This window comes from Cupriavidus alkaliphilus, from assembly GCF_014191175.1.
GTDB lineage: Bacteria > Pseudomonadota > Gammaproteobacteria > Burkholderiales > Burkholderiaceae > Cupriavidus > Cupriavidus alkaliphilus.
In genome coordinates, this window is sequence record NZ_JACHWE010000012.1 from 54,290 (window position 1) to 80,480 (window position 26,191).

General features: G+C 67.0%; 26 protein-coding genes and 1 pseudogene. 6 read left to right on the forward strand and 21 right to left on the reverse strand.

Annotated elements, in window-relative coordinates; genetic code table 11:
• Positions 1–2 precede the first annotated feature (2 nt).
• Both FHX60_RS26490 and pilM read right to left on the reverse strand, forming a co-directional pair.
• Positions 3–668 carry a PilN domain-containing protein gene (locus FHX60_RS26490; protein WP_116296300.1) on the reverse strand — a complete coding sequence of 222 codons (666 nt, stop codon included), beginning with the start codon at positions 666–668 and terminating at the stop codon, positions 3–5.
• 17 nt (positions 669–685) lie between these two features.
• Entirely contained in the window at positions 686–1,756 is a 1,071-nt protein-coding gene (gene pilM / locus FHX60_RS26495; RefSeq protein WP_181487080.1) for a type IV pilus assembly protein PilM, read from the reverse strand.
• Positions 1,757–2,156: 400 nt separating this feature from the next.
• On the opposite strand from pilM, the gene FHX60_RS26500 reads away from it, so the two are divergent.
• Entirely contained in the window at positions 2,157–4,532 is a 2,376-nt protein-coding gene (locus FHX60_RS26500) for a penicillin-binding protein 1A (RefSeq protein WP_092317576.1), read from the forward strand.
• 81 nt (positions 4,533–4,613) lie between these two features.
• Here FHX60_RS26500 and cyaY read toward each other — a convergent pair whose 3' ends face one another.
• Positions 4,614–4,949 carry an iron donor protein CyaY gene (gene cyaY, locus FHX60_RS26505; protein WP_183285097.1) on the reverse strand — a complete coding sequence of 112 codons (336 nt, stop codon included), beginning with the start codon at positions 4,947–4,949 and terminating at the stop codon, positions 4,614–4,616.
• A gap of 145 nt (positions 4,950–5,094) precedes the next feature.
• Here cyaY and FHX60_RS26510 point away from each other — a divergent pair, with 145 nt between their 5' ends.
• Together FHX60_RS26510 and lysA are read left to right on the forward strand one after the other, a co-directional pair.
• Positions 5,095–5,298 carry a hypothetical protein gene (locus tag FHX60_RS26510; RefSeq protein WP_112776695.1) on the forward strand — a complete coding sequence of 68 codons (204 nt, stop codon included), beginning with the start codon at positions 5,095–5,097 and terminating at the stop codon, positions 5,296–5,298.
• Between the two features lie 2 nt (positions 5,299–5,300).
• A complete protein-coding gene (lysA, locus tag FHX60_RS26515; protein ID WP_183285098.1) occupies positions 5,301–6,560 on the forward strand; it encodes a diaminopimelate decarboxylase in 1,260 nt (419 codons plus the stop codon).
• A 26-nt stretch (positions 6,561–6,586) separates the two neighbouring features.
• Here lysA and msrQ read toward each other — a convergent pair whose 3' ends face one another.
• The 8 genes from msrQ to FHX60_RS26555 form a co-directional block, all read right to left on the reverse strand.
• Positions 6,587–7,285 (reverse strand): protein-methionine-sulfoxide reductase heme-binding subunit MsrQ, encoded by a 699-nt coding sequence (gene msrQ, locus FHX60_RS26520; RefSeq protein WP_112776694.1) that lies wholly within the window; start codon positions 7,283–7,285, stop codon positions 6,587–6,589.
• Positions 7,285–8,286 carry a protein-methionine-sulfoxide reductase catalytic subunit MsrP gene (msrP, locus tag FHX60_RS26525; RefSeq protein WP_092317588.1) on the reverse strand — a complete coding sequence of 334 codons (1,002 nt, stop codon included), beginning with the start codon at positions 8,284–8,286 and terminating at the stop codon, positions 7,285–7,287. Before msrP ends, msrQ begins: the two co-directional genes overlap by 1 nt.
• Before the next feature lie 170 nt (positions 8,287–8,456).
• Positions 8,457–9,320: an anti-sigma factor family protein gene (locus tag FHX60_RS26530; protein WP_183285099.1), complete on the reverse strand. Its 864-nt coding sequence runs from the start codon at positions 9,318–9,320 to the stop codon at positions 8,457–8,459.
• A complete protein-coding gene (locus tag FHX60_RS26535; protein WP_112776692.1) occupies positions 9,317–9,856 on the reverse strand; it encodes an RNA polymerase sigma factor in 540 nt (179 codons plus the stop codon). The genes FHX60_RS26530 and FHX60_RS26535 overlap by 4 nt, the downstream gene beginning before the upstream one ends.
• A 51-nt stretch (positions 9,857–9,907) precedes the next feature.
• Positions 9,908–10,345: a COG4315 family predicted lipoprotein gene (locus FHX60_RS26540; RefSeq protein WP_183285100.1), complete on the reverse strand. Its 438-nt coding sequence runs from the start codon at positions 10,343–10,345 to the stop codon at positions 9,908–9,910.
• Positions 10,346–10,504: 159 nt separating this feature from the next.
• Positions 10,505–11,671, reverse strand: coding sequence for a c-type cytochrome biogenesis protein CcsB (gene ccsB / locus FHX60_RS26545; protein ID WP_183285110.1), 1,167 nt, complete (start codon positions 11,669–11,671; stop codon positions 10,505–10,507).
• A 48-nt stretch (positions 11,672–11,719) separates the two neighbouring features.
• Positions 11,720–13,939 carry a cytochrome c biogenesis protein ResB gene (locus tag FHX60_RS26550; protein WP_183285101.1) on the reverse strand — a complete coding sequence of 740 codons (2,220 nt, stop codon included), beginning with the start codon at positions 13,937–13,939 and terminating at the stop codon, positions 11,720–11,722.
• A gap of 188 nt (positions 13,940–14,127) precedes the next feature.
• Entirely contained in the window at positions 14,128–14,787 is a 660-nt protein-coding gene (locus FHX60_RS26555; RefSeq protein ID WP_112776690.1) for a c-type cytochrome, read from the reverse strand.
• A gap of 498 nt (positions 14,788–15,285) precedes the next feature.
• On the opposite strand from FHX60_RS26555, the gene yihA reads away from it, so the two are divergent.
• The 3 genes from yihA (at position 15,286) to FHX60_RS26570 (ending at position 18,495) form a co-directional block, all read left to right on the forward strand.
• A complete protein-coding gene (gene yihA, locus FHX60_RS26560) occupies positions 15,286–15,984 on the forward strand; it encodes a ribosome biogenesis GTP-binding protein YihA/YsxC (protein WP_183285102.1) in 699 nt (232 codons plus the stop codon).
• A 264-nt stretch (positions 15,985–16,248) separates the two neighbouring features.
• Entirely contained in the window at positions 16,249–17,241 is a 993-nt protein-coding gene (gene hemB, locus FHX60_RS26565; protein ID WP_165835224.1) for a porphobilinogen synthase, read from the forward strand.
• A gap of 15 nt (positions 17,242–17,256) precedes the next feature.
• Positions 17,257–18,495 carry a magnesium transporter CorA family protein gene (locus FHX60_RS26570; protein WP_183285103.1) on the forward strand — a complete coding sequence of 413 codons (1,239 nt, stop codon included), beginning with the start codon at positions 17,257–17,259 and terminating at the stop codon, positions 18,493–18,495.
• Between the two features lie 31 nt (positions 18,496–18,526).
• Here the strand turns inward: FHX60_RS26570 and dsbD are convergent, their stop codons facing one another.
• From dsbD to secY, 10 genes and pseudogenes are all read right to left on the reverse strand, one after another.
• Positions 18,527–20,446 (reverse strand): protein-disulfide reductase DsbD, encoded by a 1,920-nt coding sequence (dsbD, locus tag FHX60_RS26575; protein ID WP_183285104.1) that lies wholly within the window; start codon positions 20,444–20,446, stop codon positions 18,527–18,529.
• A gap of 89 nt (positions 20,447–20,535) precedes the next feature.
• Positions 20,536–20,895: pseudogene (gene cutA / locus FHX60_RS26580) on the reverse strand (divalent-cation tolerance protein CutA); the annotation flags it as partial.
• A 124-nt stretch (positions 20,896–21,019) separates the two neighbouring features.
• A complete protein-coding gene (rplQ, locus tag FHX60_RS26585; RefSeq protein WP_010812373.1) occupies positions 21,020–21,415 on the reverse strand; it encodes a 50S ribosomal protein L17 in 396 nt (131 codons plus the stop codon).
• Positions 21,416–21,550: 135 nt separating this feature from the next.
• On the reverse strand, positions 21,551–22,531 hold the full coding sequence (locus FHX60_RS26590) for a DNA-directed RNA polymerase subunit alpha (protein WP_010812374.1): 981 nt from the start codon (positions 22,529–22,531) through the stop codon (positions 21,551–21,553).
• Between the two features lie 165 nt (positions 22,532–22,696).
• A complete protein-coding gene (gene rpsD, locus FHX60_RS26595) occupies positions 22,697–23,320 on the reverse strand; it encodes a 30S ribosomal protein S4 (RefSeq protein WP_029047591.1) in 624 nt (207 codons plus the stop codon).
• Positions 23,321–23,624: 304 nt separating this feature from the next.
• Positions 23,625–24,023, reverse strand: coding sequence for a 30S ribosomal protein S11 (rpsK, locus tag FHX60_RS26600; RefSeq protein WP_010812376.1), 399 nt, complete (start codon positions 24,021–24,023; stop codon positions 23,625–23,627).
• A gap of 24 nt (positions 24,024–24,047) precedes the next feature.
• Positions 24,048–24,413, reverse strand: a complete 366-nt coding sequence (gene rpsM, locus FHX60_RS26605) for a 30S ribosomal protein S13 (protein ID WP_008642961.1) — start codon at positions 24,411–24,413, stop codon at positions 24,048–24,050.
• Between the two features lie 19 nt (positions 24,414–24,432).
• Complete coding sequence (gene rpmJ / locus FHX60_RS26610) at positions 24,433–24,549, reverse strand: 50S ribosomal protein L36 (RefSeq protein WP_008642959.1); 117 nt, start codon at positions 24,547–24,549, stop codon at positions 24,433–24,435.
• Between the two features lie 30 nt (positions 24,550–24,579).
• Entirely contained in the window at positions 24,580–24,798 is a 219-nt protein-coding gene (infA, locus tag FHX60_RS26615) for a translation initiation factor IF-1 (RefSeq protein ID WP_010812378.1), read from the reverse strand.
• 23 nt (positions 24,799–24,821) lie between these two features.
• Complete coding sequence (secY, locus tag FHX60_RS26620; RefSeq protein ID WP_183285106.1) at positions 24,822–26,165, reverse strand: preprotein translocase subunit SecY; 1,344 nt, start codon at positions 26,163–26,165, stop codon at positions 24,822–24,824.
• Positions 26,166–26,191 lie beyond the last annotated feature (26 nt).

Below are 26,191 nucleotides of genomic sequence, written 5' to 3' on the forward strand. Positions count from 1 at the left end.
GGTCAGGCCTTTCCGGCCGCGGGGGCGGGTGCAGGTGCGGGGGCGGCGGATGGCGCCGAAGCGCCCGCGGCAGCCTTCTTGCCGTCGGCCGGCGCCTCCGGCGCGCGGTACGCAAAGCGCATCGAGAAATCAAACAGCCGGCGCTGCTCGCGCAGGTTGTTGGTCATGGTGACCGCCTTGGATTCGACCAGTTCGGCCTTGTCGAGCCAGGCCACTCCGCCCAGGTTGCGCAGCAGCTCCGAAATACGTTCGTTGGACTGCGCCACGCCGGCGATGGTGAAGGCCTCGCCGGCCTGCTTCAGGCTGGTCAGGTAGACGCCTTCGGGCACCTGCCGCACCAGTTCCTCGAGCAGCTGCACCGGGCGGTTGCGCTCGGTCTGCAGGCTTTCGACGGCCTTCTGGCGCTGCAGCAGCGCGTCGATGTCTTTCTTCAGCGTGTTGACTTCGCGGATCTGCCCGTCGAGCCGGGCGTTTTCCGCACTCAGCACCTGGTTGAGCGCCACCACGGACGCGATGCGCCCGTCGATATAGACTCCGCCCAGCAGCACCACGGCCGCGCCCGCGCCAGCCGCTGCGCCCAGCATGGTGTAGACCTTCTTGCGCCGCGCCGCCTTGCGGGCTTCATGGTAGGGCAGCAGGTTGACCGAAGGCAGTGTGTTCGTTGACATCTCGTGCCTCCGGTGCGTTATTGCAGGCCGCGCAGGGCGAGGCCGGCACTGACGATATACGCAGGCAGGTCGCGCTGCAGGTAGCGCTCATTGACCTTGGCGTTGGTCGCCATGTTGGCGAACGGGTTCGCCAGCGTGGTGGTGATCCTGGTCTGGTGCTGGATCGCCGCCTGCACGCCGAACAGCGAGGCATGCCCGCCGGACAGCAGGATCTCGTCGACCCGGCCCAGGCTGGAGCTGGCGATGAAGTTGCCGATCGCGGACTGCACCTCCATGGCAAGGGCATCTAGCGACGGCTTGAGCAACTGCGCGCGCCAGGCTTCGGGCAGCGTGTTCTTGCGCTTCTTGATCTCGGCCTTGAGCGCATCGAGCGTGAACATGCGCGCCGCGCTTTGCGTGAGCTGGTCGCCGTAGCTGTTGAGCGGCTGTTCGTAGAGTTCTTTCCAGCCCTGGTAGAAGATGGCCTTGGAGCGGCTGCCGCCGAGGTGCACCACCGCCACCACCGGCAACGCGCGCGCGTCGGCCTCGGACATCTCCTGCGGCACGCCCAGCATCTGCACGATCGAGCGCTGCACCGCGTATTCCTCGACGTCCATCACCTGCGGCTTGAGGCCGGCCATTTCGGCCGCGGTCACGCGTTCCTGCACGCGGTCGCTGTTGGCCGCGGTGACGCGCACGCCGATGCCGCCCTCGGTCTCGCTGGGGCCGATCACGGCGAAGTCGAAGTTGACCGCCTGCGACGGCGGATAAAGGCGGTGCGCCTCGGATTCGACCTGGGAATAGAGTTCGTCTTCGGACAGGTTGTCCGGCAGGCTGACCGTCTGCGATTCGGTCAGCATGGAGGGAACGCCCAGCACCACGTCCTTGGAGCGGATGCCGGCCTTGCCGAGCGCGCGCCGAAGCGCAATCCCGACTGCCTCGATGTTGATGACGTTGCCATCGGCAACGGCATTGCGGTCCAGCAGTTCGCTGGCGCATTTTTCCAGCCGGTAGTCTTGTCTGCTGCCCCCCACGGAGAGCTCGACTACCTTGACACTGGACGACCCGATATCCACGCCGACCGTAGTCCGGCGCAGAAGCCCCGACAAAATGCCCCGACGCAAGGTGACCCCCTGACTTTTGAACTCGCCCCTGGCTTGAACGCTCTAATCGGGCGAGCCTAGTTTCTTGAATGAAACGTGTGCTTTTTATGTTGGCCGATTCTCACAAAATCCAGCATCGGTGGCAACGTGCCGAACTGGGCCGAACTTGTTTTTGAGAAGGCCCTCATCAATCCGTTGCCAAAACCCCACGGTCGTCGGGTTCCCTTCCATGCCTGCCTGTGCCGCGCGCGTCCCCCCGTAGTCACCACCAACGTCGCCCTGCACGCCGGCATCCGTGGCCTTACATCTTGTAACAGCGCGATAGCGGCGCCCCCGCCACTGTGCGTCCGGGCGGGCCGATGCCGGAAGATATAATCGCGGGCACCCCTGACTAGGTATTTCCCTTATGGCCACAGCACAACACAAGCCGCCCCACCCTGCCCGTCGTTCGATCTGGACGCGGCTCATGTTCTGGGCGGTGGGACTGGTTGTCGCCGGTGCCGTCGTGATTGCGCTGCTGCTTGGCTACGCGCTGCTGGTGGCCGCGCCCAACCTGCCTTCGCTGGACACCATCACCGACTACCGGCCCAAGATTCCGCTGCGCATCTACACCGCTGACAATGTGCTGATCGGCGAATTCGGCGAAGAGCGGCGCAACTTCGTGCCCATCGCCGAAATTCCGGACGTGATGAAAAAGGCAGTGCTGGCGATCGAGGACGACCGCTTCTACGAGCACGGCGGCGTCGACTTCGTCGGCGTGATGCGTGCCGGCCTGGCCAACCTGCGCGGCGGGCTGTCGCAGGGCGCCTCCACCATCACCATGCAGGTGGCGCGCAATTTCTTCCTGTCCAGCGAGAAGACCTATACCCGCAAGATCTACGAGATGCTGCTGGCGTACAAGATCGAGGCCAACCTGAGCAAGGACCAGATCCTCGAGCTGTACATGAACCAGATCTACCTGGGCCAGCGCGCCTACGGCTTCGACAGCGCCGCGCGCGTGTACTTCGGCAAGTCGGTGCGCGATGTGACGCCGGCCGAGGCGGCGATGCTGGCCGGGCTGCCGAAGGCGCCGTCGGCGTACAACCCGGTGGTCAACCCGCGTCGCGCCAAGGTACGCCAGGAGTACATCCTGCAGCGCATGCGTGACCTGCGCTACCTCACGCCCGAACAGTACGACGAGGCCGTGCAGGCCGAGCTGAAGGTGCGCACCGAGGGCAACGAGTTCTCCACGCACGCCGAATACGTGGCCGAGATCGTGCGCCAGCTGATGTACGCGCAGTACCGCGAGGAAACCTACACGCGCGGCCTGACGGTCTACACCACGCTGACCAAGACCGACCAGGACGCGGCCTATGAGGCGGTGCGCACCGGCATCATGAACTACGAGCGCAAGCACGGCTACCGCGGTCCCGAGGCCTTCATCGACCTGCCCTCCGACCCGGCCGAGCGCGAGCAGGCCATCGACGATGCGCTGGTCGAGCACCCGGGCAGCGGCGACCTGCGCTCGGCCGTGGTCACCAGCGTGTCGCCCAAGCAGGTCAAGGCGACGCTGCTGTCCGGCGAAGTCGCGACCATCGAAGGCGCGGCGCTGCGCTTTATCTCGCCGTCGCTGTCGGCCAACGCGCAGCCCAAGATGAAGATGCGCCCGGGCGCGGTAATCCGCGTGACGCAGGACGAGAAAAAGAACTGGTCGGTGACGCAGCTGCCGGAAGTGGCCGCGGCGTTCGTGTCGATCAACCCGCAGGATGGCGAGATCCGCTCGATGGTGGGCGGCTTCGACTTCAACCGCAACAAGTTCAACCACGTGACCCAGGCCTGGCGCCAGCCCGGCTCGAGCTTCAAGCCGTTCATCTACTCGGCGGCGCTGGAAAAGGGCTTCTCGCCGGCCACCGTGATCAACGACGCGCCGCTGTCGATCGGCCCCGATACCGGCGGCCAGGTGTGGGAACCGAAGAACTATGACGGCCGCTTCGAGGGCCCGATGACCATGCGCCGCGCGCTGGCCAAGTCCAAGAACCTGGTTTCGGTGCGGATCCTGCGCGCGATCGGCACGCAGTACGCGCAGGACTACATCACCCGCTTCGGTTTCGAGGCCGACAAGCACCCCGCCTATCTGCCGATGGCGCTGGGCTCCGGCGCGGTGACGCCGCTGCAGATGGCCGGCGCCTACTCGGTGTTCGCCAACGGCGGCTACCGCGTCAACCCGTACCTGATCCAGAAGGTGGTCGACGCGCGCGGCAACGTGATCTCCGAAACCCATCCGCAGCGCGCCGGCACCGATGCCGTGCGCGTGCTCGACGCCCGCACCGCCTTTATCGCCGACACCATGCTGCGCGACGTGGTGCGCTACGGCACCGCCAACAGCGCCAAGCAGCGCCTGGGCCGCAATGACCTGGCCGGCAAGACCGGCACCACCAACGACGCGGTCGATGCCTGGTTTGCCGGCTACACCCCCAACCTGGTGGCGATCGCCTGGATGGGCTATGACCAGCCCAAGAGCCTGGGCGTGCGCGAGACCGGCGGCGGCCTGGCGCTGCCGATCTGGGTCGGCTACATGAGCAAGGCGCTCAAGGGCGTGCCGGAATCTCCGGAACGGCCCGCGCCCGAAGGCGTGCTGATGGTGGGCGGCGACTGGACCTTCGAAGAAAACGCCGGCGGCGCCGGCGTGGCATCGGTGGGCCTGGGCGATCCGTGGCCGGGCAAGCCGGAGGAATCCACGACCCCGTCGGTCGATACCGAGTCCGAGAAACGCAAGATCCTGGAGATGTTCGGCGGCGCCTGAGCGCGCTCGCCGGACCGCAAAAAGCCGGCCGCGAGGCCGGCTTTTTATTTGCGCCCCCGGGCTTCGCCCGGGATGCCGGCGTCAGTGCAGGTTGAGGCTGGCGCCCGCCTGCTCGCTGACATAGCCCGACAGCGCCGCGTACAGTTCGCCGCCGTTGCGCGTATCGACCCAGCGCTCGCCCTCGCGGCGGAAGTGGAAACCGCCCGCGCGCGCGGCCACCCACAGTTCCTGCATCGGCGCCTGGCTGTTGATGATGATCTTGGAGCCGTTCTCGAATTCCAGCTCCATCACGTTGCCGGTGCGGCTGATTTCAATGTCGGCGTCGGCCGCGTCGGCGGCCGCCTCGACCGCGGCTTCGATGCGGTCCAGTTCCCGCGTGGCCAGGGCCAGGAACTCGCTTTCGCTCAAGGGGGGCATGCTAAACTCCGAGACCGCCGTTGCCGCCGCTGCCCGGACCGGGCGTACGTGGCGCGAACGGCTTTTTTTGTTAAGAATCCTCCGGATGACTGGCCATCGCGCCGGGTCATCCAACGCCTTGCCAACAAGCCAAAAGGACGACCCGATGCTGCGTCGTGTTGCGATTGTATCGGCGTTTGCCGCCGCCCTTGCGATGCCCCTGCTGGGCGGATGCGGTATCCGCGGGCCGCTGACCCTGCCCAAGGTTCCGCCCGAGCCGACCCCGCCGACCGTGCCGGATCCGGGCCTGGGCCGCGCCGATGCCACGCCGGCACCGGCATCGTCCCCCGCCGCCCCCACCACCCGATAACCATGACCGCATTCTTCCATCGCCAGGACGGCGCGCTTGCCGTCGAGCAGGTGCCGCTGGCGCGCATCGCCGCCGAGTTCGGCACGCCGACCTATGTCTATTCGCGTGCGGCGCTGACCGCCGCGTACCAGGCCTACGCCGCCGCCTGCGCGGGCCGCAAGGCGCAGGTCCAGTACGCGATGAAAGCGAATTCCAACCTGGCGGTGCTGCAAGTATTCGCCAAACTGGGTGCGGGTTTCGATATCGTCTCGGGCGGCGAGCTCAAGCGCGTGCTGGCCGCCGGCGGCGATCCGCGCAAGGTGGTGTTCTCGGGCGTGGGCAAGAGCGCGGCCGAAATGGAACTGGCGCTGGCGCAGGACGTGCGCTGCTTCAACGTCGAGTCGATTCCCGAACTGGACCGCCTGAACGAAGTGGCCGGCCGCGTCGGCAAGCGTGCGCGCGTGTCGCTGCGCATCAACCCGGACGTCGACGCCAAGACCCATCCCTATATCTCGACCGGCCTGAAGGGCAACAAGTTCGGCATCGCCTTCGAAGACGTGCTGCCGACCTACCGCGCCGCCGCCGCGCTGCCGCACCTGGAGGTGACCGGCATCGACTGCCATATCGGTTCGCAGATTACCGAGGTCGAGCCCTACCTGGAAGCGCTGGACAAGGTGCTGGACGTGGTCGAGGCGCTCGAGCGCGAAGGCATCAGCCTGGAGCACATCGACGTGGGCGGCGGCCTGGGCATTACCTACACCGACGAGACCCCGCCGGACATCACCGGCTTCGCCACCACGCTGCTGGAGCGCGTTGCCGCGCGCGGCCATGGCCACCGCGAGGTGCTGTTCGAGCCGGGCCGCTCGCTGGTGGGCAACGCCGGCGTGCTGCTGACGCAGGTCGAGTTCCTCAAGCCGGGCGCGGCCAAGAACTTCTGCATCGTCGACGCCGCCATGAACGACCTGGCGCGCCCGGCCATGTACGAGGCCTACCACCGCATCGAGCCGGTGGCCCTGCGCGACGGCGCGGCGGTGACCTACGACATCGTCGGCCCGGTGTGCGAATCGGGCGACTGGCTCGGCCGCGACCGCGCGCTGGCGGTGCAGCCCGGCGACCTGCTGGTAGTGATGTCGGCCGGCGCCTACGGCTTCACCATGAGCTCCAACTACAACACCCGCCCGCGCGCCGCCGAAGTGATGGTCGACGGCAGCAAGGTGCAACTGGTGCGCGAGCGCGAGCTGGTCGAAGACCTGTTCCGCGACGAGCGCCTGCTGCAGGACTGAGTTCCCACAGCCCGGCCCGCCGCTGCTTATGCGGCGGGCTGGCGCGTCCCCCCGGCTGGCTTGCGCAGCCGCCACCACACCCGCATCCCCAGCAGCACGAACACCACCGCGGCGTAGATCGAGACCTCGCCGAAGTCGTTCTTGCCTGCCTTGTGCCACCAGTAGTGCAGGATGGCCAGCACGGCGATGGCATAGACCAGCCGGTGCAGCGCCTGCCAGCGCTTGCCGCCGAGGCGGCGCACCATGCCGTTGGTCGAGGTCAGCGCCAGCGGCACCATCAGCATGAAGGCGGTGAAGCCGACCGTGATGAAGGGCCGCTTGTACACATCCTTGATCATGTAGGCCAGGTCGAAGCCGCGGTCCACGCCGATCCACAGCAGGAAGTGCTGCAGGCCGTAGAAGAACGCGAACAGGCCAAGCATGCGGCGCATCCGGATCAGCCAGTTCCAGCCGGTGAGGCGGCGCAGCGGCGTGATCGCCAGCGTCAGGCACAGCATCACCAGCGTCCAGGTGCCGGTCGAGCGCGTGACGAATTCGAGCGGGTTGGCGCCGAACTGTCCAGTGGCGCCCAGGTACAGCAGCCGCACGAAGGGCAGCAGCGCCAGCAGCCAGAGCGCGAGCTTGAGCGCGCGAACCCGCTGCGGCGCCAGCGTGGACAGGCCAGCCGGCTTGCGCGCGGGGGCTGCGGCGGTGGGAGAAGAGGTGGCCATGCGCTCGCCTGCCATCAGAAGAACTTCTTCAGGTCCATGCCCTGGTACAGCGCCGCCACCTGCTGGCCATAGCCGTTGAACGGCAGGGTCTTGCGCTTGGGCGCGAACAGCGCGCCGAAGCCGCTGCCGCGCTCTTCGCCGATGCGGCGCTCGGTGGCCTGGCTCCAGCGCGGATGGTCGACGTCCGGGTTCACGTTCGAGTAAAAGCCATATTCCTGTGGGGCCGCCAGGTTCCAGCTGGTCGGCGGCTGCTTGTCGACGAAGCGGATCTTCACGATCGACTTGGCGCTCTTGAAGCCGTACTTCCACGGCAGCACCATGCGCACCGGCGCGCCGTTCTGGTTGGGCAGCACCTCGCCGTACAGGCCGAAGGTCAGCAGCGCCAGCGGATGCATGGCCTCGTCCATGCGCAGGCCTTCGCTGTACGGCCAGTCGAGCACGCCGCTGCTGAGGCCGGGCATCTGCTTCTTGTCCGCCAGCGTGATGAACTGCACATACTTCGCGCCCGGCTGCGGCTCGACCCGGCGGATCAGCTCGGCCAGCGGATAGCCGATCCACGGAATCACCATCGACCAGCCCTCGACGCAGCGCAGCCGGTAGACGCGCTCCTCCATCGGCGCCAGCCTGGTCAGCTCGTCCAGGTCATAGACCTTGGGCTTCTTCACCAGCCCTTCGACCGCCACCTGCCACGGACGCGGACGCAGCGTGCCGGCGTGGCGCGCCGGGTCGGACTTGTCGGTGCCGAACTCGTAGAAGTTGTTGTAGGTGGTCACCTCCTCGTACGGCGTGCGCTTCTCGGTGATGACGTAGGCGTTGTTGGGTGTGGCGGGCAGCCGGGCGCCATGCTGCCCTTGCGCGAAGGCCTGGCGCGCGAACCACGGCGCCAGCGTGCCGCCGGCCGCACCGGCGGCAGCGAGCGCCAGCATGCGGCGGCGCGCTTCGAAGACATGGCGCGGCGTGATCTCGCTGGCGGCAATGTCGTCGCCGCGCAGCCATTTGGGGGAAGGAATCAGCATGGTTTTCCTCGATTGCCTGGTCGTGCCGGCGCCGGCGGCGCCGCGTGCTTGCAGGATTGGACTCCGGGCTTGGTCGTGGAGTGCGGGCCAGTCCTGACAGTTTTTTGTGATGGCGTCGAAATGACGCAGGCCTGCGCCTGCGAATGTGCCGCAAGCGCGCTGCGGGTGCGTTATCCGCCCTGGTATTGCTGGTACACCACCTGCGCCAGCGTCAGCAGCCGGGTGCGTTCCAGCGGCCCTGCCAGCGCAAAGCCCAGGTCGCGGTCGACCCAGTAGAACGCCATCATCGGGTCGCGGCCCGGCGTCCGCCGGCGCGCGCCCTCGCCCGTCATGCGCTCGACGCGGAAGCCGGTATCGGGCGTGCCCTGCGCCATGCGCCGCAGCTGCAGCGACAGGCGCGTGCCGTCGTCGGCTTCATACATCAGGATCGCCGACGGGCCCCCCTCGGCCACGCCCAGCCGGCCGCCGATCAGGTGGAAGCCCTGCGCGCGCAGGTCGGGCACCTGCAGCGCCGTGCCCAGGCGCCGGGACAGCCAGGCGATCAGGTGGGCTTCTTCGGTCGCGGCAACTTCCACCGGGTGGCGCATCTCCGGGGCGTAGACCGCGTGCGTGGCGAGCGCCTCGCGCGCAAAGCGCTCGCCGGGTGCGAGCACCAGCGTGCCGCCGCCAAGGCGGTCGTGCGCCAGCCAGCCCAGCGTACCGCCGACGGCCAACAGCGCGAGCGACGCGCATGTGGCTGCCACGGCCATGGTCCAGCGCGGCCAGGGACGGGCGCCATCGCGCCGGCCGTCGCGGGCGCGGTTGCGACCCTGGTCGCCGTGCAAGCCCGGCGGCAAGGCCGCCAGCGGCACCGGTTCATTGAGGACCGGGTCGAGCGCGCGGTGCAGCGCCTCGGCCTGCCGGCGCCAGGCGGCGACCTGTGCGGCCGCGTCCGGGTGCTGCGCCAGGTAGGCCTCGACGGCGGCGCGGCGCGCGCCGGCCAGCTGGCCGTCGGCATAGGCGTGGAGATCGGCTTCGTGGATGCCCGGCATCATTTCACCCGTTGCAGCGCATTGGCGGCCGTGGCAGTTCGGTTCGGCGCCGCGCCGTCGAGCAGCCGCCGCATCTGTTCGCGCGCCCGCGCCAGCCGCGACATCACCGTGCCTGGCGGGATGTCGAGCACGCGCGCGGCCTCGGCGTAGGTCAATTGTTCCAGGCTGACCAGCAGCAGCACCGCGCGTTGCGGCTCGGGCAGCTGCGCCAGCGCCTGCGACAGGTCGCGGCGCAGCCCCGGGTCTTCGGCGGGGCCGCTGACCTCGGGCAGGGTATCGGTGGCCACCACCAGGTCCTTGCGGCGCAAGGCGTTCAGGCGCAGGCGGTGCATCAGCGTCAGCAGCCACGGCAGCAGGCCGTCGGCGCCGTCGCCCCACCAGGCGCCGGGGCGCAGGCGGAAGCGCCAGCGGTAGCGCAGCGCGCGCTCGAGCGTGTCCTGCACCAGGTCGTCGGCCAGCGCCGCGTCGCCGGTAAGGCCGCGCGCATGGCGCCGCAACCGCGGCGCCAGCGCGACGAGCTGGCCGTCAAACCCTTCCATGCCGGGGTGGCTGTGGTGGCTGTGTTGGCGCTGGGGGTGGCTGCCGCCGCGTCAGGGCTTGGCCACGTGCCAGACGTTGTTGACGTTGTCGCCGGTGCGGTCGCCCGGCTTGGCGTCCTTGGCGAAGCGGTACAGCGGCTGGCCGCGGTAGGCCCACTGCTTGCTGCCGTCCTCGCGCGTGATGATGGTGTACTGGCCCGAACCGCTGGTGCCCGGGGCGGCCATCAGCGGCGGCCAGTTGGTGGCGCAGGGGCCGTTGCAGGCGCTCTTGCCGCTGCCGGCGGTGTCGCGGTCAAAGGTGTACAGCGTCAGGCCCTGCGGATCGGTCAGCACGCCATTGGTCACCTTGACCGTGGGCGGCAGATTGCCGGCGCTGCCTCCGCCCATGCCCATGCCGGCACAACCGGCGAGCAGGACGGCCGCGCAGCCGAGCGCGAGGGCGCCGGGACGAACCAGGGTTGCAGCAGCGTTACGACGCAGACTTGCCATGATCTTGTTCTCCATGCAATTCGGTGCCGCCAGCCGGCACCGTCCCTCCAGTAAACACTGGATGTGATCTCTTTATTCCCGCAGCGGCCAAAAAAAATGAAAAAAGTCGAAAAAAAAACCTGCCCGAAGGCAGGTCTTTTGCATTGCAGCATGCGCGCCTCAGAGTTCGCCGTAGCTGTGCAGCCCTGACAGGAACATGTTCACGCCGAGGAAGGCAAAGGTCGTGACCAGCAGGCCGACCAGCGCCCACCAGGCCGCCACCGTGCCGCGCAGTCCCTTCATCAGCCGCATATGCAGCCACGCCGCGTAGTTCAGCCAGACGATCAGCGCCCAGGTTTCCTTCGGGTCCCAACTCCAGTAGCCGCCCCAGGCCTCGGCCGCCCATAGCGCGCCGAGGATGGTGGCGATGGTGAAGAAGGCAAAGCCGACCGCGATGGCCTTGTACATCACGTCGTCGAGCAGTTCCAGCGACGGCAGGCGCTCGGCGAGGATGCCGCGCTGTTTGAGCAGGTAGGCTACCGCGACCATCGCCGCCAGCGCAAAGGTGCCGTAGCCGATAAAGTTGGCCGGCACATGGATCTTCATCCACCAGCTTTGCAGCGCGGGCACCAGCGGCTGGATCTCCTGCGCATTGCGGCTGACCGTGTACCACAGCAGAAAGCCCACCGCGGCCGACACCACCAGCATCACGAACGGGCCCAGCGCGCGCGTGGCGTAACGGCCTTCGTAGTACAGGTAGAACAGCGAGGTGATCAGCGTGAACAGCACGAAGACTTCGTACAGGTTCGAGATCGGAATGTGGCCGATGTCGGCGCCGAGCAGGTAGGACTCGTACCAGCGCACCAGCATGCCGGTGAAGCCCAGCACCACCGCGCCCCAGCACAGCTTGCTGCCGAGGCTGTAGCCCGTGCCCGAGCGCGTGGCCAGCCCGACCCAGTAGAACAGCGTCGACAGGAACACCAGCGCGCTCATCCACAGGATGGCCGACTGGCTCGACAGGAAGTACTTGAGGAAGAAGGCCTGTTCGGCGCGCGCGAGCTGGCCCTGGTAGAGCTGGATCGCGAACAGCGACAGCACCGCCAGCGCCACCATCAGCGGCCGCACCGGCTTCCAGTGCCAGCCGAGCAGCGCGAAGGTGGGCACGGCGCCGATCAGCACGGCCTTGTCGTAGCCGTCCATCCACTGCCCGTATTGCGCCAGCGCCACGCCGGCGCCCGCGGCCAGCGCCAGCGCGAACAGCCAGTCCACCCAGCTCAACCGGCGCAGGAAGGAAGGTTCGAGGTAGGCCTCGTCGGCGCCGCTGTCGGCGCGCCGGGTATCGCGCATGGCGCGATCGGCCTGGTTCACATTAGAGGACATAGCGTACCTGCTTATTCAGTGGGGTGTGCCGGCGGGCTCTTGGGTCGCGCTGCGGCCCCCTGCGGCGCGGCCGATGTCGTCGCGCAGCGCCGTGAATTCCTTTTCGAAGTCCATGGTGCGGCGCTGGGTCGACATCGCCATCAGCACATGGCTGCCGGCATCGCCGTCGTCGCTGTTGCCCGCGGTGGGCTGGCCGGCAGACTTGTCGGTGGACTTGTCCTTCACCCAGACCCAGACGCGGCGCTCGCGGATATAGAACATCGCAAACACGCCCAGCACCAGCAGCAGACAGCCAAGATACACGATGTTCTTGCCGGGCGCACGGGTCAGCTGGAACACGCTGGCCTTGATTTCCTGGAAGTCGTCGAGCTGCAGGAACACGGGTGCGCCGTAGAAGAAACTATCCGACAGCGCATTGATGGCCTGCTGCAGGAAGGCGCTGCTCTGGGCACTGTTGGCCACCACCGGCAGCTGGTCCTGCGCGCGCGCGAGCTGCCACAGCTCCCACATCGAACCGTTCAGGATCTTCAGCAGCACGTCGGCGGCCTTCTGCTGCTCGGCCGGCGGCACGGACTTTTCCAGGAAGGCCGCGATGGCGGTAAAGCCGCCCGGCGGCGAATCCGGCGTGGGGCGCGTCGCCCCCGCGAACAGGTCGAGCGCGCGCAGCGCGCTTTCGGCCAGCTGCCGGCGCAGCTCGGCCTTGTCGTCGCCAGGCATCGACGCCAGCGCAAAGCGGCGCGCGGCCTCGCCGCGCAGCGCGCGGTCCTGCAGCGCGGCGCGCAGGCGCATCCAGTCAGCCACGCTGCCCTGGTCGTCGGCGGGAATACGCAGGTAGCGGAACGGCTCGCTGGGCGACTCGCGCATGCCGGCCAGGAACACCGACTGGCCGTCCATTTGCACCGGCACCATGTAGTTGTTGTACTCGCGCGCCTGTCCGGTGCGGTCGCGCAGCTTGTACTGCACCGACGGGCCGACATTGCGCAGGGTCTTGGCGCGGTCGGTGCTGGCGGCGGCGCCGAGGTGCTTGTCCAGCGTTTCATTGAAGGACTTGCGCGCCACGCCACGCGCATCGGGCTTGCCCGAGGCGTCGGTGACGTTCTCGATATTCATCAAACGGAAGTCGCTGAACTCCACCGTCAGTCCGTCGCCATCCGCGCTGGTGCCGGTGCCGGCCAGCGGCTTGTTGCCGCCCACCGCGCCGTCGATGGTGAAGGTGGCGTGGCCGCTGCCCTGCATCGGGTAGCCGACGAACTTCAGGCGCGAGCCGCCATCCTCGAAGCTGGACTGGTAGATGGCGATGCCGTCGACGATCAGCGGCTCGTTCACCTTGATGGTGGCCTCGGTGCGCTTGCCGGTGGCGCGGTCGGTCACGACCACGTCCGAGGCAAACAGCTTGGGCATGCCGGTCTCGTAGAAGTCGACCTTGAACTTCTTCAGCGTGATCGCGAACGGCAGGTCCTGCACCAGCGCTCCGTCGGCAATGTTGAGGATGGCGGTGGAGACGGTCGAGCCCTCGGGCACGTAGGCGTTGCCACGGAAGCCCGGGTTGTTCACCGACAACCGGTGCTGCGGCGGGATCTCGCTGATTACCGCGTTGCCGCGGATCGGGGTCTTGTCGCCCAGCCACATCTGCGCGCGGATCAGCAGGTCGCCGTCGAGCAGGCCGCCGATGCAGATCACCACGATGGCGGTGTGCGCCAGGATATAGCCGACCTTGTTGGCGGCGCCGGCCTTGGCGGCCAGCAGCGTGGCGCCGTCATGCTCGACCGCCTTGACGCGGTAGCCGCGGTTGCGCAGCAACGCCGTCAGCCGGCCAACCGCCTCGGTGCGCGCACGCGCGCCGTCGAACTCGCCGCGATGATGGAAGGCGCGCAGGCTGCGCTCGCGCACATGGTCCTTCCACGAGCGCATGTCCGCGATCATCTTGGGCGCGTTGCGCACCAGGCACAGGCTGGTGGACACCACCAGGAAGGCCAGGATCAGCAGGAACCACCACGAACCGTAGACCTTCTGCAGCGACAGCGTGTGGAACACATCGGCCCAGAACGGACCGAACTGGTTGACGTAGTTCGAATACGGCTCGTTCTGCTTGAGCACGGTGCCGATCACGCTGGCGATGGAGATCACCGTCAGCAGCGCGATCGCAAAGCGCATCGAGGACAACAATTCGACCGCGTCGCGCAGCACGCGGTGAGAGGTCTTCAGGTGCAGCCCTGAAGTGGAAGCGGTCGACATGTGCAGTGAAACCTAAAACAGCGTACGGCCTGGAAATGAATAAAGGGTGGACATGCTTTGGCAAGCAGGCCACCCTTTTCGATTGTGACAAGCGCGTTCGGTTGCATGCGTGGCCGCGCCATCCGGCGGCGGCCGCTCAACCGGTGCGCCGGCGCGCGAAGGCGCCAGCGTCGCGGAATCCCGGATCGTCAGCGAACCCCGGCGACGTAGTCCGCCACCGCCTTGATCTCGGCATCCGACATCTTGGCGGCGATGGTCGTCATGACCGGGTTGTTCTTGCGGGTGCCCTGGCGGAATGCCACCAGTTGTGCCTCGGTATAGTCGGCCCACTGGCCGCCGATGCGCGGATACTGCGCCGGCATGCCTGCGCCGGCGGGGCCATGGCAGGCGGCGCAGGCCGGCACGCCCTTGGCGGCGATGCCGGCGCGATAGATCTTCTGGCCGGCTTCGATGCTGTCCTTGTTCTTGGCGGTGGCCGGCTTGAGCGACTGCTTGGCGAGGTAGGCGCCGACGTTGCGCATTTCCTCGTCGGTCAGCACCGACGCCATCGGCACCATGATCGCGTTGCTGCGGGCCTTGGCCTTGAAGTCGGCCAGCTGCTTGTGGACGTACTCGGGATGCTGCGCGGCCAGCTTCGGGTTGGCGGCGGCCGCGCTGTTGCCGGCGGCACCGTGGCAGCTCAGGCAGGCGGGCACATTGCGATCGGGGGCACCTTGCGTGTACAGCGTTTCACCCTTGGCCGGGTCCGCCTTGGCGGCGGCCTGCTCTGCGGCAGATGCCAGACCGGAAAGGGCGGCGGCAGGAACGGCCAGAGCCAGGACACCCAGAATCTTCGCAATGCGGTTCATTCGCACACCTTCTCTGAATTGTTTTGGATACCGTGATGCATGCCGCTCCGGCGCTTTGCCGGCGGTGAGGACGCGCCGGTGCAAAAGGCTGGGAATCGTGGCGACCCGCGAGCGGCTGACCGATCCGCGCAACGCTGGCCGTGGCGGCAGACCCCGCCAGCCCGCGCCCGCCGCCGCCGCACCGTCCGGTGCAACGCGCAATGCGAGGCAAGGCCTTGCCCACGATGGAACGACACACTAGGCTTCCCGCCCGGACGACGGCAGCCGAGGCACGCGGCATGGATGCCACGCGTCACCCGCTCAGGAGACCGTAAACCGGCGTATTGTACAATAAGTTATGTGCCGGATTGATGCCTTGCGCCTAGTCGTGCCCGCTTCGGGCTGCGCCAGATCAAGCCCGGCGGGCGGCCCAGGCCGCAGCCATCCCACCCTGGCGAGACCCCGGCCCCGGCACGCGCTTGCGCGCGGCCTCCGCGGCCCGCCCCACTGCTCTAGCGCATGTCCCTTCTTCACCAGGCCCGCTTCTTCATCACCGTGAACCACCTGCGCGACCTGCCCGCCACGGCCGTGCCCGAGGTCGCGTTCGCCGGCCGCTCCAACGCCGGCAAGTCCACCGCGATCAACATCCTGTGCAACCAGAAGCGGCTGGCGTTCTCGTCGCGCACGCCCGGGCGCACCCAGCACATCAACTATTTCTCGGTGGCGCCGGTCAAGGCGCCCGACCCGCTTGCGTTCCTGGTCGACCTGCCCGGCTACGGCTATGCCGAGGTCTCGGGCTCGGCCAAGTACCACTGGCAGGGCCTGCTGAGCGATTACGTGCAGACCCGCCAGCAGCTCGCCGGCCTGATCCTGATGATGGATGCGCGCCGGCCGTTCACGGATCTAGATTGCCAGATGGTCGAGTGGTTCCTGCCGACCGGACGACCGATCCACGTGCTGCTGACCAAGGCCGACAAGCTCACCAACAGCGAAAACGCCAAGGCCCTGCGCGAGACCCGCAAGATGCTGCAAGGCTATGCCGAGCAGCTGGAAACGCCGGTGCCGATGACGGCGCAGCTGTTCTCCAGCCTCAAGCGCCGCGGCATCGAAGAGGCGCAGGGCGTGATCGCCGGCTGGCTGAACCTGCCGGAAGCGCAGAAGGCGGAGCGCGAGCCCGCCGCAAACACCGTGCCCCCTGCCTCCGATCCGACTGCGTGATCCTGGCAGCGAGCGCCTGGCAGCGAGCGCGCAAAAAAAAGCCCCGTCGCAAGCAACGGGGACAAACTTCCCCGCCGGTGGGGCGGGTACCCGCTCAGGGAGGAGTAGCGGGGGACACCGCGCCACGCAGCGCGCAACGCAAAGTGTCCGCGAGTATGATGGCGGGCACGCACAAAAGTTTAGTTTTTCTTCGGCCAGCCGCACGACGCTGCGCGCGCCGCGCTTGCCGGCCTGCATTCCGTCCTCTTCCGCCAACAAGCCGCCATGTCCACCTTCCCCGAGTTCCGCCCACGCCGCATGCGCCGCGATGATTTCTCCCGCCGCATGATGCGCGAGCATCGCCTGTCCCCGGACAACCTGATCTACCCGGTCTTCATCCTCGACGGCCAGAACCAGCGCCAGGCCGTGGCGTCGATGCCAGGCGTGGAGCGCGTTTCGGTCGACCTGCTGATGCCGGTGGCAGAAGACTGCGTCAAGCTCGGCATCCCCGTGCTGGCGCTGTTCCCGGTGATCGACCCGTCGCTGAAGACGCCCGACGGCATCGAGGCCACCAACCCCGACGGGCTGGTGCCGCGCGCCGTGCGCGCGCTCAAGGACCGCTTCCCCGAGCTCGGCGTGCTGTGCGACGTGGCGCTCGACCCGTACACCAGCCATGGCCAGGACGGCGTGCTCGACGACAACGGCTACGTGATCAACGATGCGACGGTGGAGATCCTGGTGCGCCAGGCGCTGGCGCAAGCCGAGGCCGGGGTCGACATCGTCGCCCCGTCCGACATGATGGACGGCCGCATCGGCGCGGTGCGCACCGCGCTGGAAGACAACGGCCACATCCATACCCGCATCATGGCGTACTCGGCCAAGTACGCGTCGGCGTTCTACGGCCCGTTCCGCGACGCGGTGGGCTCGGCCGCCAACCTGGGCAAGGGCAACAAGATGACCTACCAGATGGACCCGGCCAACACCGACGAGGCCCTGCGCGAAGTGGCGCAGGACATCCTGGAAGGCGCCGACATGGTGATGGTCAAGCCCGGCATGCCGTACCTGGACATCGTGCGCCGCGTGAAGGACGAGTTCCGCTTCCCCACCTACGTGTACCAGGTCAGCGGCGAGTACGCGATGCTCAAGGCCGCCGCGCAGAACGGCTGGCTGGACCACGACAAGGTGATGATGGAATCGCTGCTGGCATTCCGCCGCGCCGGTGCCGACGGCATCCTGACCTATTTCGCGCGCGACGCCGCGCGGCTGCTGAAGGCCTGACCGCCGGCCGACCGCATGGAGTTGCTAGGTTTCTCAGCGAGCCAGGTACACCCGCTCGCTTCGCTCACCGAGGCGAGCAGCTTTCTGTCGGGCAATGCCGCGTCGCTGTTCGTGTGGGCGGATTTTTCCACCGAAGAGGTCACCGCGGCGCCCGACGCGTGGCGCGAGCAGGTGCGCCAGCTTGCCGGCGCGCCCATCCTCGACCTGCACCTGGCCGACGCCACCAACGCCGCGCATCCGTCGTACTTCGATACGACCCATGCGTACGACATGGTGATCTTCCGCAAGCTGACCTTCGAGACCAGCCGCGCCATTGCCGAGGCCGAGCCGCAGGACGCGGCCGGCGCCGCCGGCGCCGCCGGCCCCGCCGGCACCACCAGGCCGACCATGGCCGAAGCAGGGGCGCGGCAGAAGCGTTATGCGCCGGGCTTCCTGCCGGCGCTGGCCAGGATCGACACCCAGCCGGTCACGTTCTTCATGTTCGACACCGTGCTGGTGACGGTACGGTCCGGGCCATCGCGCACCATCGACCAGGTGCGCCAGCGTTTGCTCGAGCTATGCCAGGCCCCGCGTCCGCAAGCCGCGCCCGCGCGCGGCAACGGCCAGTCGCTGCTGCACGGCATCCGTCCACCGAGCCGGCCCGAAGACCTGATGCTGCGGCTGCTCAACGCCATGGTCGACCGCTACCTGGAACTGCGCGCGCCGCTGACGCGCCAGCTCGACCGCTGGCAGCGCGCGCTGCTGAATTCGCGCCGCAGCTTCTCCAGCTGGGAAGGGCTGCTCGATGCGCGCATCCAGCTGCGCAAGCTGGAGCACCTGAGCGAGGAGCAGCGCGACGCGCTGCAGGAATTCCGTGACAGCCTGCTCGACAACCGCTACAGCACCGACCAGCCCGGCGGCGCGGCCAATGCGCCAGGGCGCGACGAGGTGCTGCTGGTGCGCATCAACGACGTCATGGAGCATATCCAGCGGGTGCTGGCGCATGCGCGCCGGCTGGAGGATTCGATCGAATCGGCGGTGCAGATCCACTTCTCGGCGGTGGCGCACCGGACCAACCGCACCATGCGCGCGCTGACGCTGATCACGGCGCTGTTCATGCCGCTGACGCTGATCACCGGCGTCTTCGGCATGAACTTCGACCGCATGCCCTGGCTGCAAGAGCCGCAGGGCTTCTGGTGGTCGATCGGCCTGATGGGCGCGGTGGCGGTGGTACTGGCGGCGTTGTGGGGCGTGGCGCGGCAGCTTGAGCGCTAGCCGCGGGCCCGGGTACGCCCCGGGGCACGCGTCAGGTGCGCGTACGCGTACCGAAAGCGCGCTCCAGGCTTTCCAGGAAGCGGCTGGCTGACTGGTAGCCGATCACGCGCACCGGACGCTCGCGCCCGTCCGGCCCGAACAGGATGATGCCGGGCGGCCCGAACAGCCCGAAGCGCTTGAGCAAGGCCTTGTCGTCGGCATTGTTGGCGGTCACGTCCGCCTGCAGCAGCACGATCTCGGACAGCCGCGCGCGCACGCGTGGATCGACAAAGGTCATGCGCTCCATTTCCTTGCAGCTGACGCACCAGTCGGCATAGAAATCCAGCAGCACCGGCTTGCCCGCGGCGGCGGCCTGCGCCACGCGGGCGTCGAGCTCAGCCACGCTGCGCACGCGCTCGAAGCGCAGCGCCTGCGCGCCGCCGGCGCCTTCCCCGCCTGTACGCGCCACGCTCAGGTGCGACAGCGGCTGCAGCGGATCGCGTCCGCCCGAGGCCACGCCGATCAGCACGATCGCGGCAGCGATGGCAAACAGCACGCCTACGCCCTTGCCCACCCGCACCAGGTTGCGCGGATCCGGCCCCAGCCCGTCGAAGGCACCGAGGAACACCGCCGCCACCAGCAACAGCGCCGCCAGCAGCAGCATCGTGGCCCACGCCGGCAGCACCGGCCCCAGCATCCACAGCGCCACGCCCAGCAGCAGGAAGCCGAAGAAACGCTTGGTCACCTCCATCCAGCGGCCGGCGCGCGGCAGCAGGTTGCCCGCGCCCACGCCGACCAGCACCAGCGGCACGCCCATGCCCAGCGCCATCGCGAACAGCGCGGCGCCACCGATCACGGCGTCGCGGCTCTGCGCGATATAGGCCAGCGCACCCGCCAGCGGCGCCGTCACGCACGGCCCGACGATCAGCGCGGAGATCGCCCCCATCGCCGCGGCCCCGGCCACCTGCCCGCCCTTGCGGCGGTTGGACGACTCCGTCAGCCGGGTCTGCCAGCGCTGCGGCAGTTGCAGTTCGTACAGTCCGAACATCGACAGCGCCAGCGCCACCATCAGCGCGGCGAAGGCGCCCAGCACCCAGGGCGTCTGCAGCGCGGCCGACAGCCCCTCGCCTAGCAGGCCCGCGGCCACGCCAACCGCGGTGTACACCACCGCCATGCCCAGCACATAGGCCAGCGACACCAGCAGCGCGCGGCCGCGCGTGACGTGCTCGCCGACGACGATCGACGACAGGATCGGCACCATCGGCAGCACGCACGGCGTAAAGGTCAGCAGCAGGCCCAGGCCAAAGAACAGCGCAGCGATCAGGCCCAGGTTGCGGCTGGCCAGCGCGCCGGCGATGCGGTCGCTGTCGTCGGCGCGCAGGGTCGCGGCCGAACCCGGTACGGCGGGGAGCGCGGGTACCGCGGGCGCCGGAACCGGTTCGGCCGCCGGGGCGTCGCTGCGGCCGCGCTTGCCGAACAGGTCGGCCAGCGCGCTGCCGCCCACCTTGTAGACGCTTTCCATCGGCGGATAGCACAGGCCCTTGTCGGCGCAGCCCTGCGAGGTCACCGTCAGCGTCCATTTGCCTGCGGCGGCCTCGACCGGCACGCGGATGACCACGCTGTCGCGGTAGGTCTCCATCTCCTTGCCGAAGGTCTCGTCGAACTTGACCTTGCCCTGCGGGTAGACCGGCGCGCCCAGCTTCACCCCGGCCGGCTGCGCGGCAAAGGCGAAACGCTCGCGGTACATGTAGTAGCCCGGCGCGACGTCGAAGCGCACTTCGATGGTCTTGTCGTCAGCCTGGCTGGCGGCGAAGCGAAAGGCTTGCTCGGGCGGCAGGAAGTCGTCCTCGGTGGCGGCGTGGAGGCTGCCCGCCAGGCACAGCCAGGCCAGCGCCGCCAGCAGCGCTGCGGCAATTTGCCGCGCCCACATCTGCCCGGGCATGCCCGCCCGCCGTGCCAAACCGATGTTCATGAAGCCGATTCCTGTTGGTCTTGATCCTGGGGTGCTGCCGTACCTGGCGCTGCGTCGCGGGCATCGCCGCCCGGTGCCGCCGTTCCCGCCTGCGCCGGTACGCCGGCGGTCTCGCTGCGAACCCATTCCAGGTAGGGCCCGTAGCCCGCTGATACGGGCCACGCGAGCAGCTCAGGCACGTCATAGGGGTGATGTTGCCGGATCACGGCCTCGAGCGCAGCGTAGCGCGCGCGCGTGGTCTTGATCAGCAGCGGCCATTCCTGCGCCTGTTCGAGCTTGCCCTGCCACCAGTACTCGGATTCGACCGGCGCCAGACGGTTCACGCAGGCAGCAGCGCGCGCCTGCAGCACGGCCCGCGACAAGCGCGCCGCGGTGTCGGGGTCGGGGGTATTGGTGAGGACGACGAGCACCTCGTCCGGACCAGCACCCTGGTCAGTATGGCTTTGCATCGACACTCTCCCGTGGCCGGCCAGCGCCGACCCGCACAAAACAAAAGAGCCAGGCGGATGCCTGGCTCGATTGTAAGCGGTGTGCCCGGAACCGTCGCGCGACGGCAGCGGGCAGGAAACGCACTTATTCCGCGGCTTCTTCGGCCGGGGCTTCGGTGATTTCCGGACGATCCACCAGCTCGACCAGCGCCATCGGCGCGTTGTCGCCCTGACGGAAGCCGAACTTCAGGATGCGGGTGTAGCCGCCCGGACGGGTGGCGTAGCGCGGGCCCAGTTCGGTGAACAGCTTGGTGACCATGTCGCGGTCGCGCAGGCGGGCGAATGCCAGGCGGCGGTTGGCAACGGTGTCCTTCTTGGCCAGCGTGATCAGCGGCTCGACAACCTTGCGCAGTTCCTTGGCCTTGGGCACGGTGGTCTTGATCAGCTCGTGCTGGAACAGCGAGTTGGACATGTTGCGCAGCATCGCGAGACGGTGCGACGAGGTGCGGTTCAGTTTCCGCAGACCATGACGGTGACGCATGATGATTCCTTTCAGTTAAGTGTTTGACCAGCTCTTCTATCGTCCGATGCGGCTGGACGCGGGCCGGTAGTCGTACATGCCCCGGCCGAAGCCGGGGCGGTTGCTGCGGTGCGAGACGGATGCCCCGCGCCCCAATTACTTTTCCAGACCTGCGGGCGGCCAGTTCTCGAGCTTCATGCCGAGGGTCAGGCCGCGCGAGGCGAGGACTTCCTTGATCTCGTTGAGCGACTTGCGACCCAGGTTCGGGGTCTTGAGCAGTTCGTTCTCGGTACGCTGGATCAGGTCGCCGATGTAGTAGATGTTTTCGGCCTTCAGGCAGTTGGCCGAACGCACCGTCAGCTCCAGGTCGTCGACCGGGCGCAGCAGGATCGGATCGATCTGCGGCGTGCGGCTCGAAGCAGCCTCGGCGGCCGACTCGGTGCCTTCCAGCGCAGCGAACACGGACAGCTGGTCGACCAGGATGCGGGCCGACTGGCGGATCGCTTCCTCGGGCGAGATCACGCCGTCGGTTTCGATGTTCATCACCAGCTTGTCGAGGTCGGTACGCTGCTCGACGCGGGCGGATTCAACCGCGTACGACACGCGGCGCACCGGCGAGAACGAGGCGTCCAGCACGATGCGGCCGATGACCTTGCCGGATTCGTCGCCGAACTTGCGCACGTTGCCCGGCACATAGCCGCGGCCCTGCTCGACCTTGATCTGCATGTCCAGCTTGCCGCCGGCCGACAGATGGGCGATCACGTGGTTCGGGTTGATGATCTCGACGTCGTGCGGCAGCTCGATATCGGCGGCCGTGACCACGCCTTCGCCATCCTTGCGCAGCGACACCGTGACTTCGTCGCGGTTGTGCAGCTTGAACACCACGCCCTTCAGGTTGAGCAGCAGGTTGACGACGTCTTCCTGCACGCCGTCGATGGTGGAATACTCGTGGACCACCCCAGCGATCGTGACTTCGGTCGGGGCATAACCGACCATCGACGACAGCAGCACGCGACGCAGGGCGTTACCGAGCGTATGGCCGTAGCCGCGCTCGAACGGCTCCATCACGACTTTGGCGTGATGGTCGCCCAGAGGCTCGACGGCGATGATTTTTGGCTTGAGGAGTGCTGTTTGCATTAGGTTGTCCTTTTCAATACCCTCGGCTCGTTACACCGATAAGGCTGACGTTTGGAACCTGGAAATCCCATCGTAACGATGGGCGAAGCCCGACGCGCGCGGAGCGCGTCGGGCTGAAGGAGAAGCTTTGCGACGAACGCAAGCTCTGGGCCGGGTGCTCGCGGATTAACGCGAGTACAGTTCGACGATCAGGCTTTCGTTGATGTCGCCCGAGATATCGGCGCGATCCGGAACTTGCTTGAAGGTGCCTTCGAACTTCTTCGAATCCACGGCCACCCAGGTCGGGAAGCCCGACTGCTCGGCCAGCGACAGCGCTTCGGCGATACGGACCTGCTTCTTCGACTGCTCGCGGATGGTGATGACGTCGCCCGACTTGATCTGGGCCGACGGCACGTTCAGGGTCTGACCGTTCACCAGGATCGCCTTGTGCGACACCAGCTGGCGCGCTTCAGCGCGGGTCGAGCCGAAGCCCATGCGGTACACCACGTTGTCCAGGCGCGATTCCAGCAGTTGCAGCAGGTTTTCGCCGGTGTTGCCCTTGCGGCGGTCGGCTTCGGCGAAGTAGCGGCGGAACTGGCGCTCGAGCACGCCGTAGATGCGCTTGACCTTCTGCTTTTCGCGCAGCTGGTTGCCGTAGTCGGAGGTGCGGGCACCCGAGGTGCGGCCATGCTGGCCCGGCTTGCTGTCCAGCTTGCACTTGTCGGCCAGCGAGCGGCGCGAGCTCTTCAGGAACAGGTCGGTGCCTTCACGGCGGGAAAGTTTGGCCTTCGGGCCGGTATAACGTGCCACGTTGTCTTCCTTTGATCGATCACGGCGCCTTCAGGACGCGCCGTGAGTCCGCCAACGCAGTGCTGCCGCGGTGCCTCGGGGCACGCGCCAGACCGTGACGGACGGTGGGCTTATTAAGCGCGCTCCGTTGCGGGAGGCGTCGCTGCAAGCATTTACCAATACGCCGGGACTGCAATGTGCCTTGAAAGACACTGGCCCGGCGCAAAACGAAAACCTGCCGCATTAAAATGCAGCAGGTCAACGCGCGATACTACCATATCCGAAACCGGCAGGTAAACCCGCCGGCTGCGGACACGCCTACGCATCAGATGCGGCGGCGCTTCGGCGGACGGCAGCCGTTGTGCGGAATCGGCGTGACGTCTTCGATGATCGCGATCTTGATGCCCAGCGCGTTCAGCGCGCGGACAGCCGACTCACGACCCGGGCCGGGGCCCTTGATGCGCACTTCCAGGTTCTTGATGCCCTGGTCTTGCGCCACGCGACCGGCGTTCTCGGCAGCAACCTGGGCAGCGAACGGGGTCGACTTGCGCGAACCCTTGAAGCCCTGGCCACCGGCGGTCGCCCACGACAGGGCGTTGCCCTGGCGATCGGTGATCGTGATGATGGTGTTGTTGAACGAAGCGTGGACGTGCGCAATGCCGTCGGCAACGTTCTTCTTGACCTTTTTACGCGCGCGAGCGGCGTTATTCGGACCTTTTGCCATTAGTTTCTTCCTCTGCCTTCGGCTTTACTTCTTCAGAGCCACGCCGGCCTTGCGCGGACCCTTGCGGGTACGGGCATTGGTGCGCGTACGCTGGCCGCGCATCGGCAGGCCCTTGCGGTGACGCATGCCACGATAGCAACCAAGGTCCATCAGACGCTTGATGTTCATCGTGGTTTCACGACGCAGGTCACCCTCGACCGTGACCTTGCCCACTTCGTCACGAAGCTTTTCCAGGTCGGCGTCGGTCAGATCCTTGACCTTCTTGTCAAACGGTACACCGGTGGCCTCGCAAATCTTGCGGGCGCGCGAGCGGCCGATACCGTAAATAGCCGTCAGGCCGATTTCGGTATGCTTGTGGTTCGGGATGTTAACCCCTGCGATACGTGCCATTCGTCAATCCTCTTTCCGATTAGCCTTGGCGTTGCTTGTGGCGGGGATCCGACGAGCAGATCACGCGCACGACACCGTTGCGCTTGATGATTTTGCAGTTGCGGCAAATGCGCTTAACAGAAGCCAGCACTTTCATAATTTTCCTCTTCCTTCAATTCCTGTTCGCTCACTTCGTCCGGAAGACGATTCGTGCGCGCGACAGATCATATGGGGTCAGCTCGACCGTCACCTTGTCACCCGGAAGAATCCGGATGTAGTTCATTCTCATCTTGCCGGAGATATGGCCCAGCACTACATGGCCATTCTCCAGCTTGACTCGGAACGTCGCATTGGGCAGGTTTTCCAGGACCTCGCCCTGCATCTGGATGACGTCGTCTTTAGCCATACCTAGCCTGTACCGATCCGAAGTCAGCGCAAGGTCAGATTGCCCTTGAAATTCGCCTTCTTCAGCAGCGACTCATACTGCTGCGACATGACATAGGACTGAACCTGGGCCATGAAGTCCATCGTGACGACCACGATGATCAGCAGGGAGGTTCCGCCGAAATAGAACGGAACGTTCCAGCGCAGCACCAGGAATTCCGGCAACAGGCAGACCAGTGTGATGTAGATCGCACCAGCCAGCGTCAGACGCACCAGGATCTTGTCGATATAGCGCGTCGTCTGCTCGCCCGGACGAATGCCCGGAATGAAGGCACCGCTTTTCTTCAGGTTGTCTGCCACTTCACGGCTGTTGTACACCAGGGCCGTGTAGAAGAAGCAGAAAAATACAATCGCAGCAGCGTACAGCAGGATGTAGACCGGCTGGCCCGGCGACAGCGTGGCAGCCAGGTCCTTGATGAACCGGCCGACCATACCCGTCGAGTCAGACGTAAACCAGCCCGCGATCGTCGCCGGGAACAGGATGATCGACGATGCGAAGATCGGCGGAATCACCCCTGCCATGTTCAGCTTCAGCGGCAGGTGCGACGACTGGCCGCCGTACACCTTGTTGCCGACCTGACGCTTGGCATAGTTCACCAGGATCTTGCGCTGGCCACGCTCGACGAACACCACGGCGAAGGTCACACCGATCACGATCACGACGATGAAGATGGCCGCGATGATGCTCATGGAACCCGTGCGGACCAGTTCGAACAGTCCGCCGATCGCGTTGGGCAGGCCCGCCGCGATACCGCCGAAGATGATGATCGAGATGCCGTTGCCCAGACCGCGCTCGGTGATCTGCTCACCCAGCCACATCAGGAACATCGTGCCGGTCACCAGCGTGATCACCGCCGTGGCCCGGAACATCAGGCCCGGATCCAGCACCAGCCCGGGCTGCGACTCCAGCGCGACCGCGATCGACAGCGCCTGGAACGTGGCCAGAACCACGGTGCCGTAGCGCGTGTACTGCGTGATCTTGCGCTGCCCTGCCTGCCCTTCCTTCTTCAGCGACTCCAGCTGCGGCAGCACGATCGTCAGCAACTGCATGATGATCGACGCCGAGATGTACGGCATGATGCCGAGCGCGAAGACGGTAAAGCGCGACAGCGCCCCGCCCGAGAACAGGTTGAACATCCCGAGGATGCCACCCGACTGACTCTGGAAAAGCTTCGCAAGCTGCTCCGGATCGATACCGGGCACCGGAATATGAGCGCCGATGCGGTACACGATCAGGGCCAGCACCAGGAACATCAGCCGGCGCTTGAGGTCGCCGTACTTCGCCGTATTCCTGGCTTGCGCGCTTGCATTGGGTTTCGCCGTGGCCAAACGATGCTCCGACTATGACTGCCTAT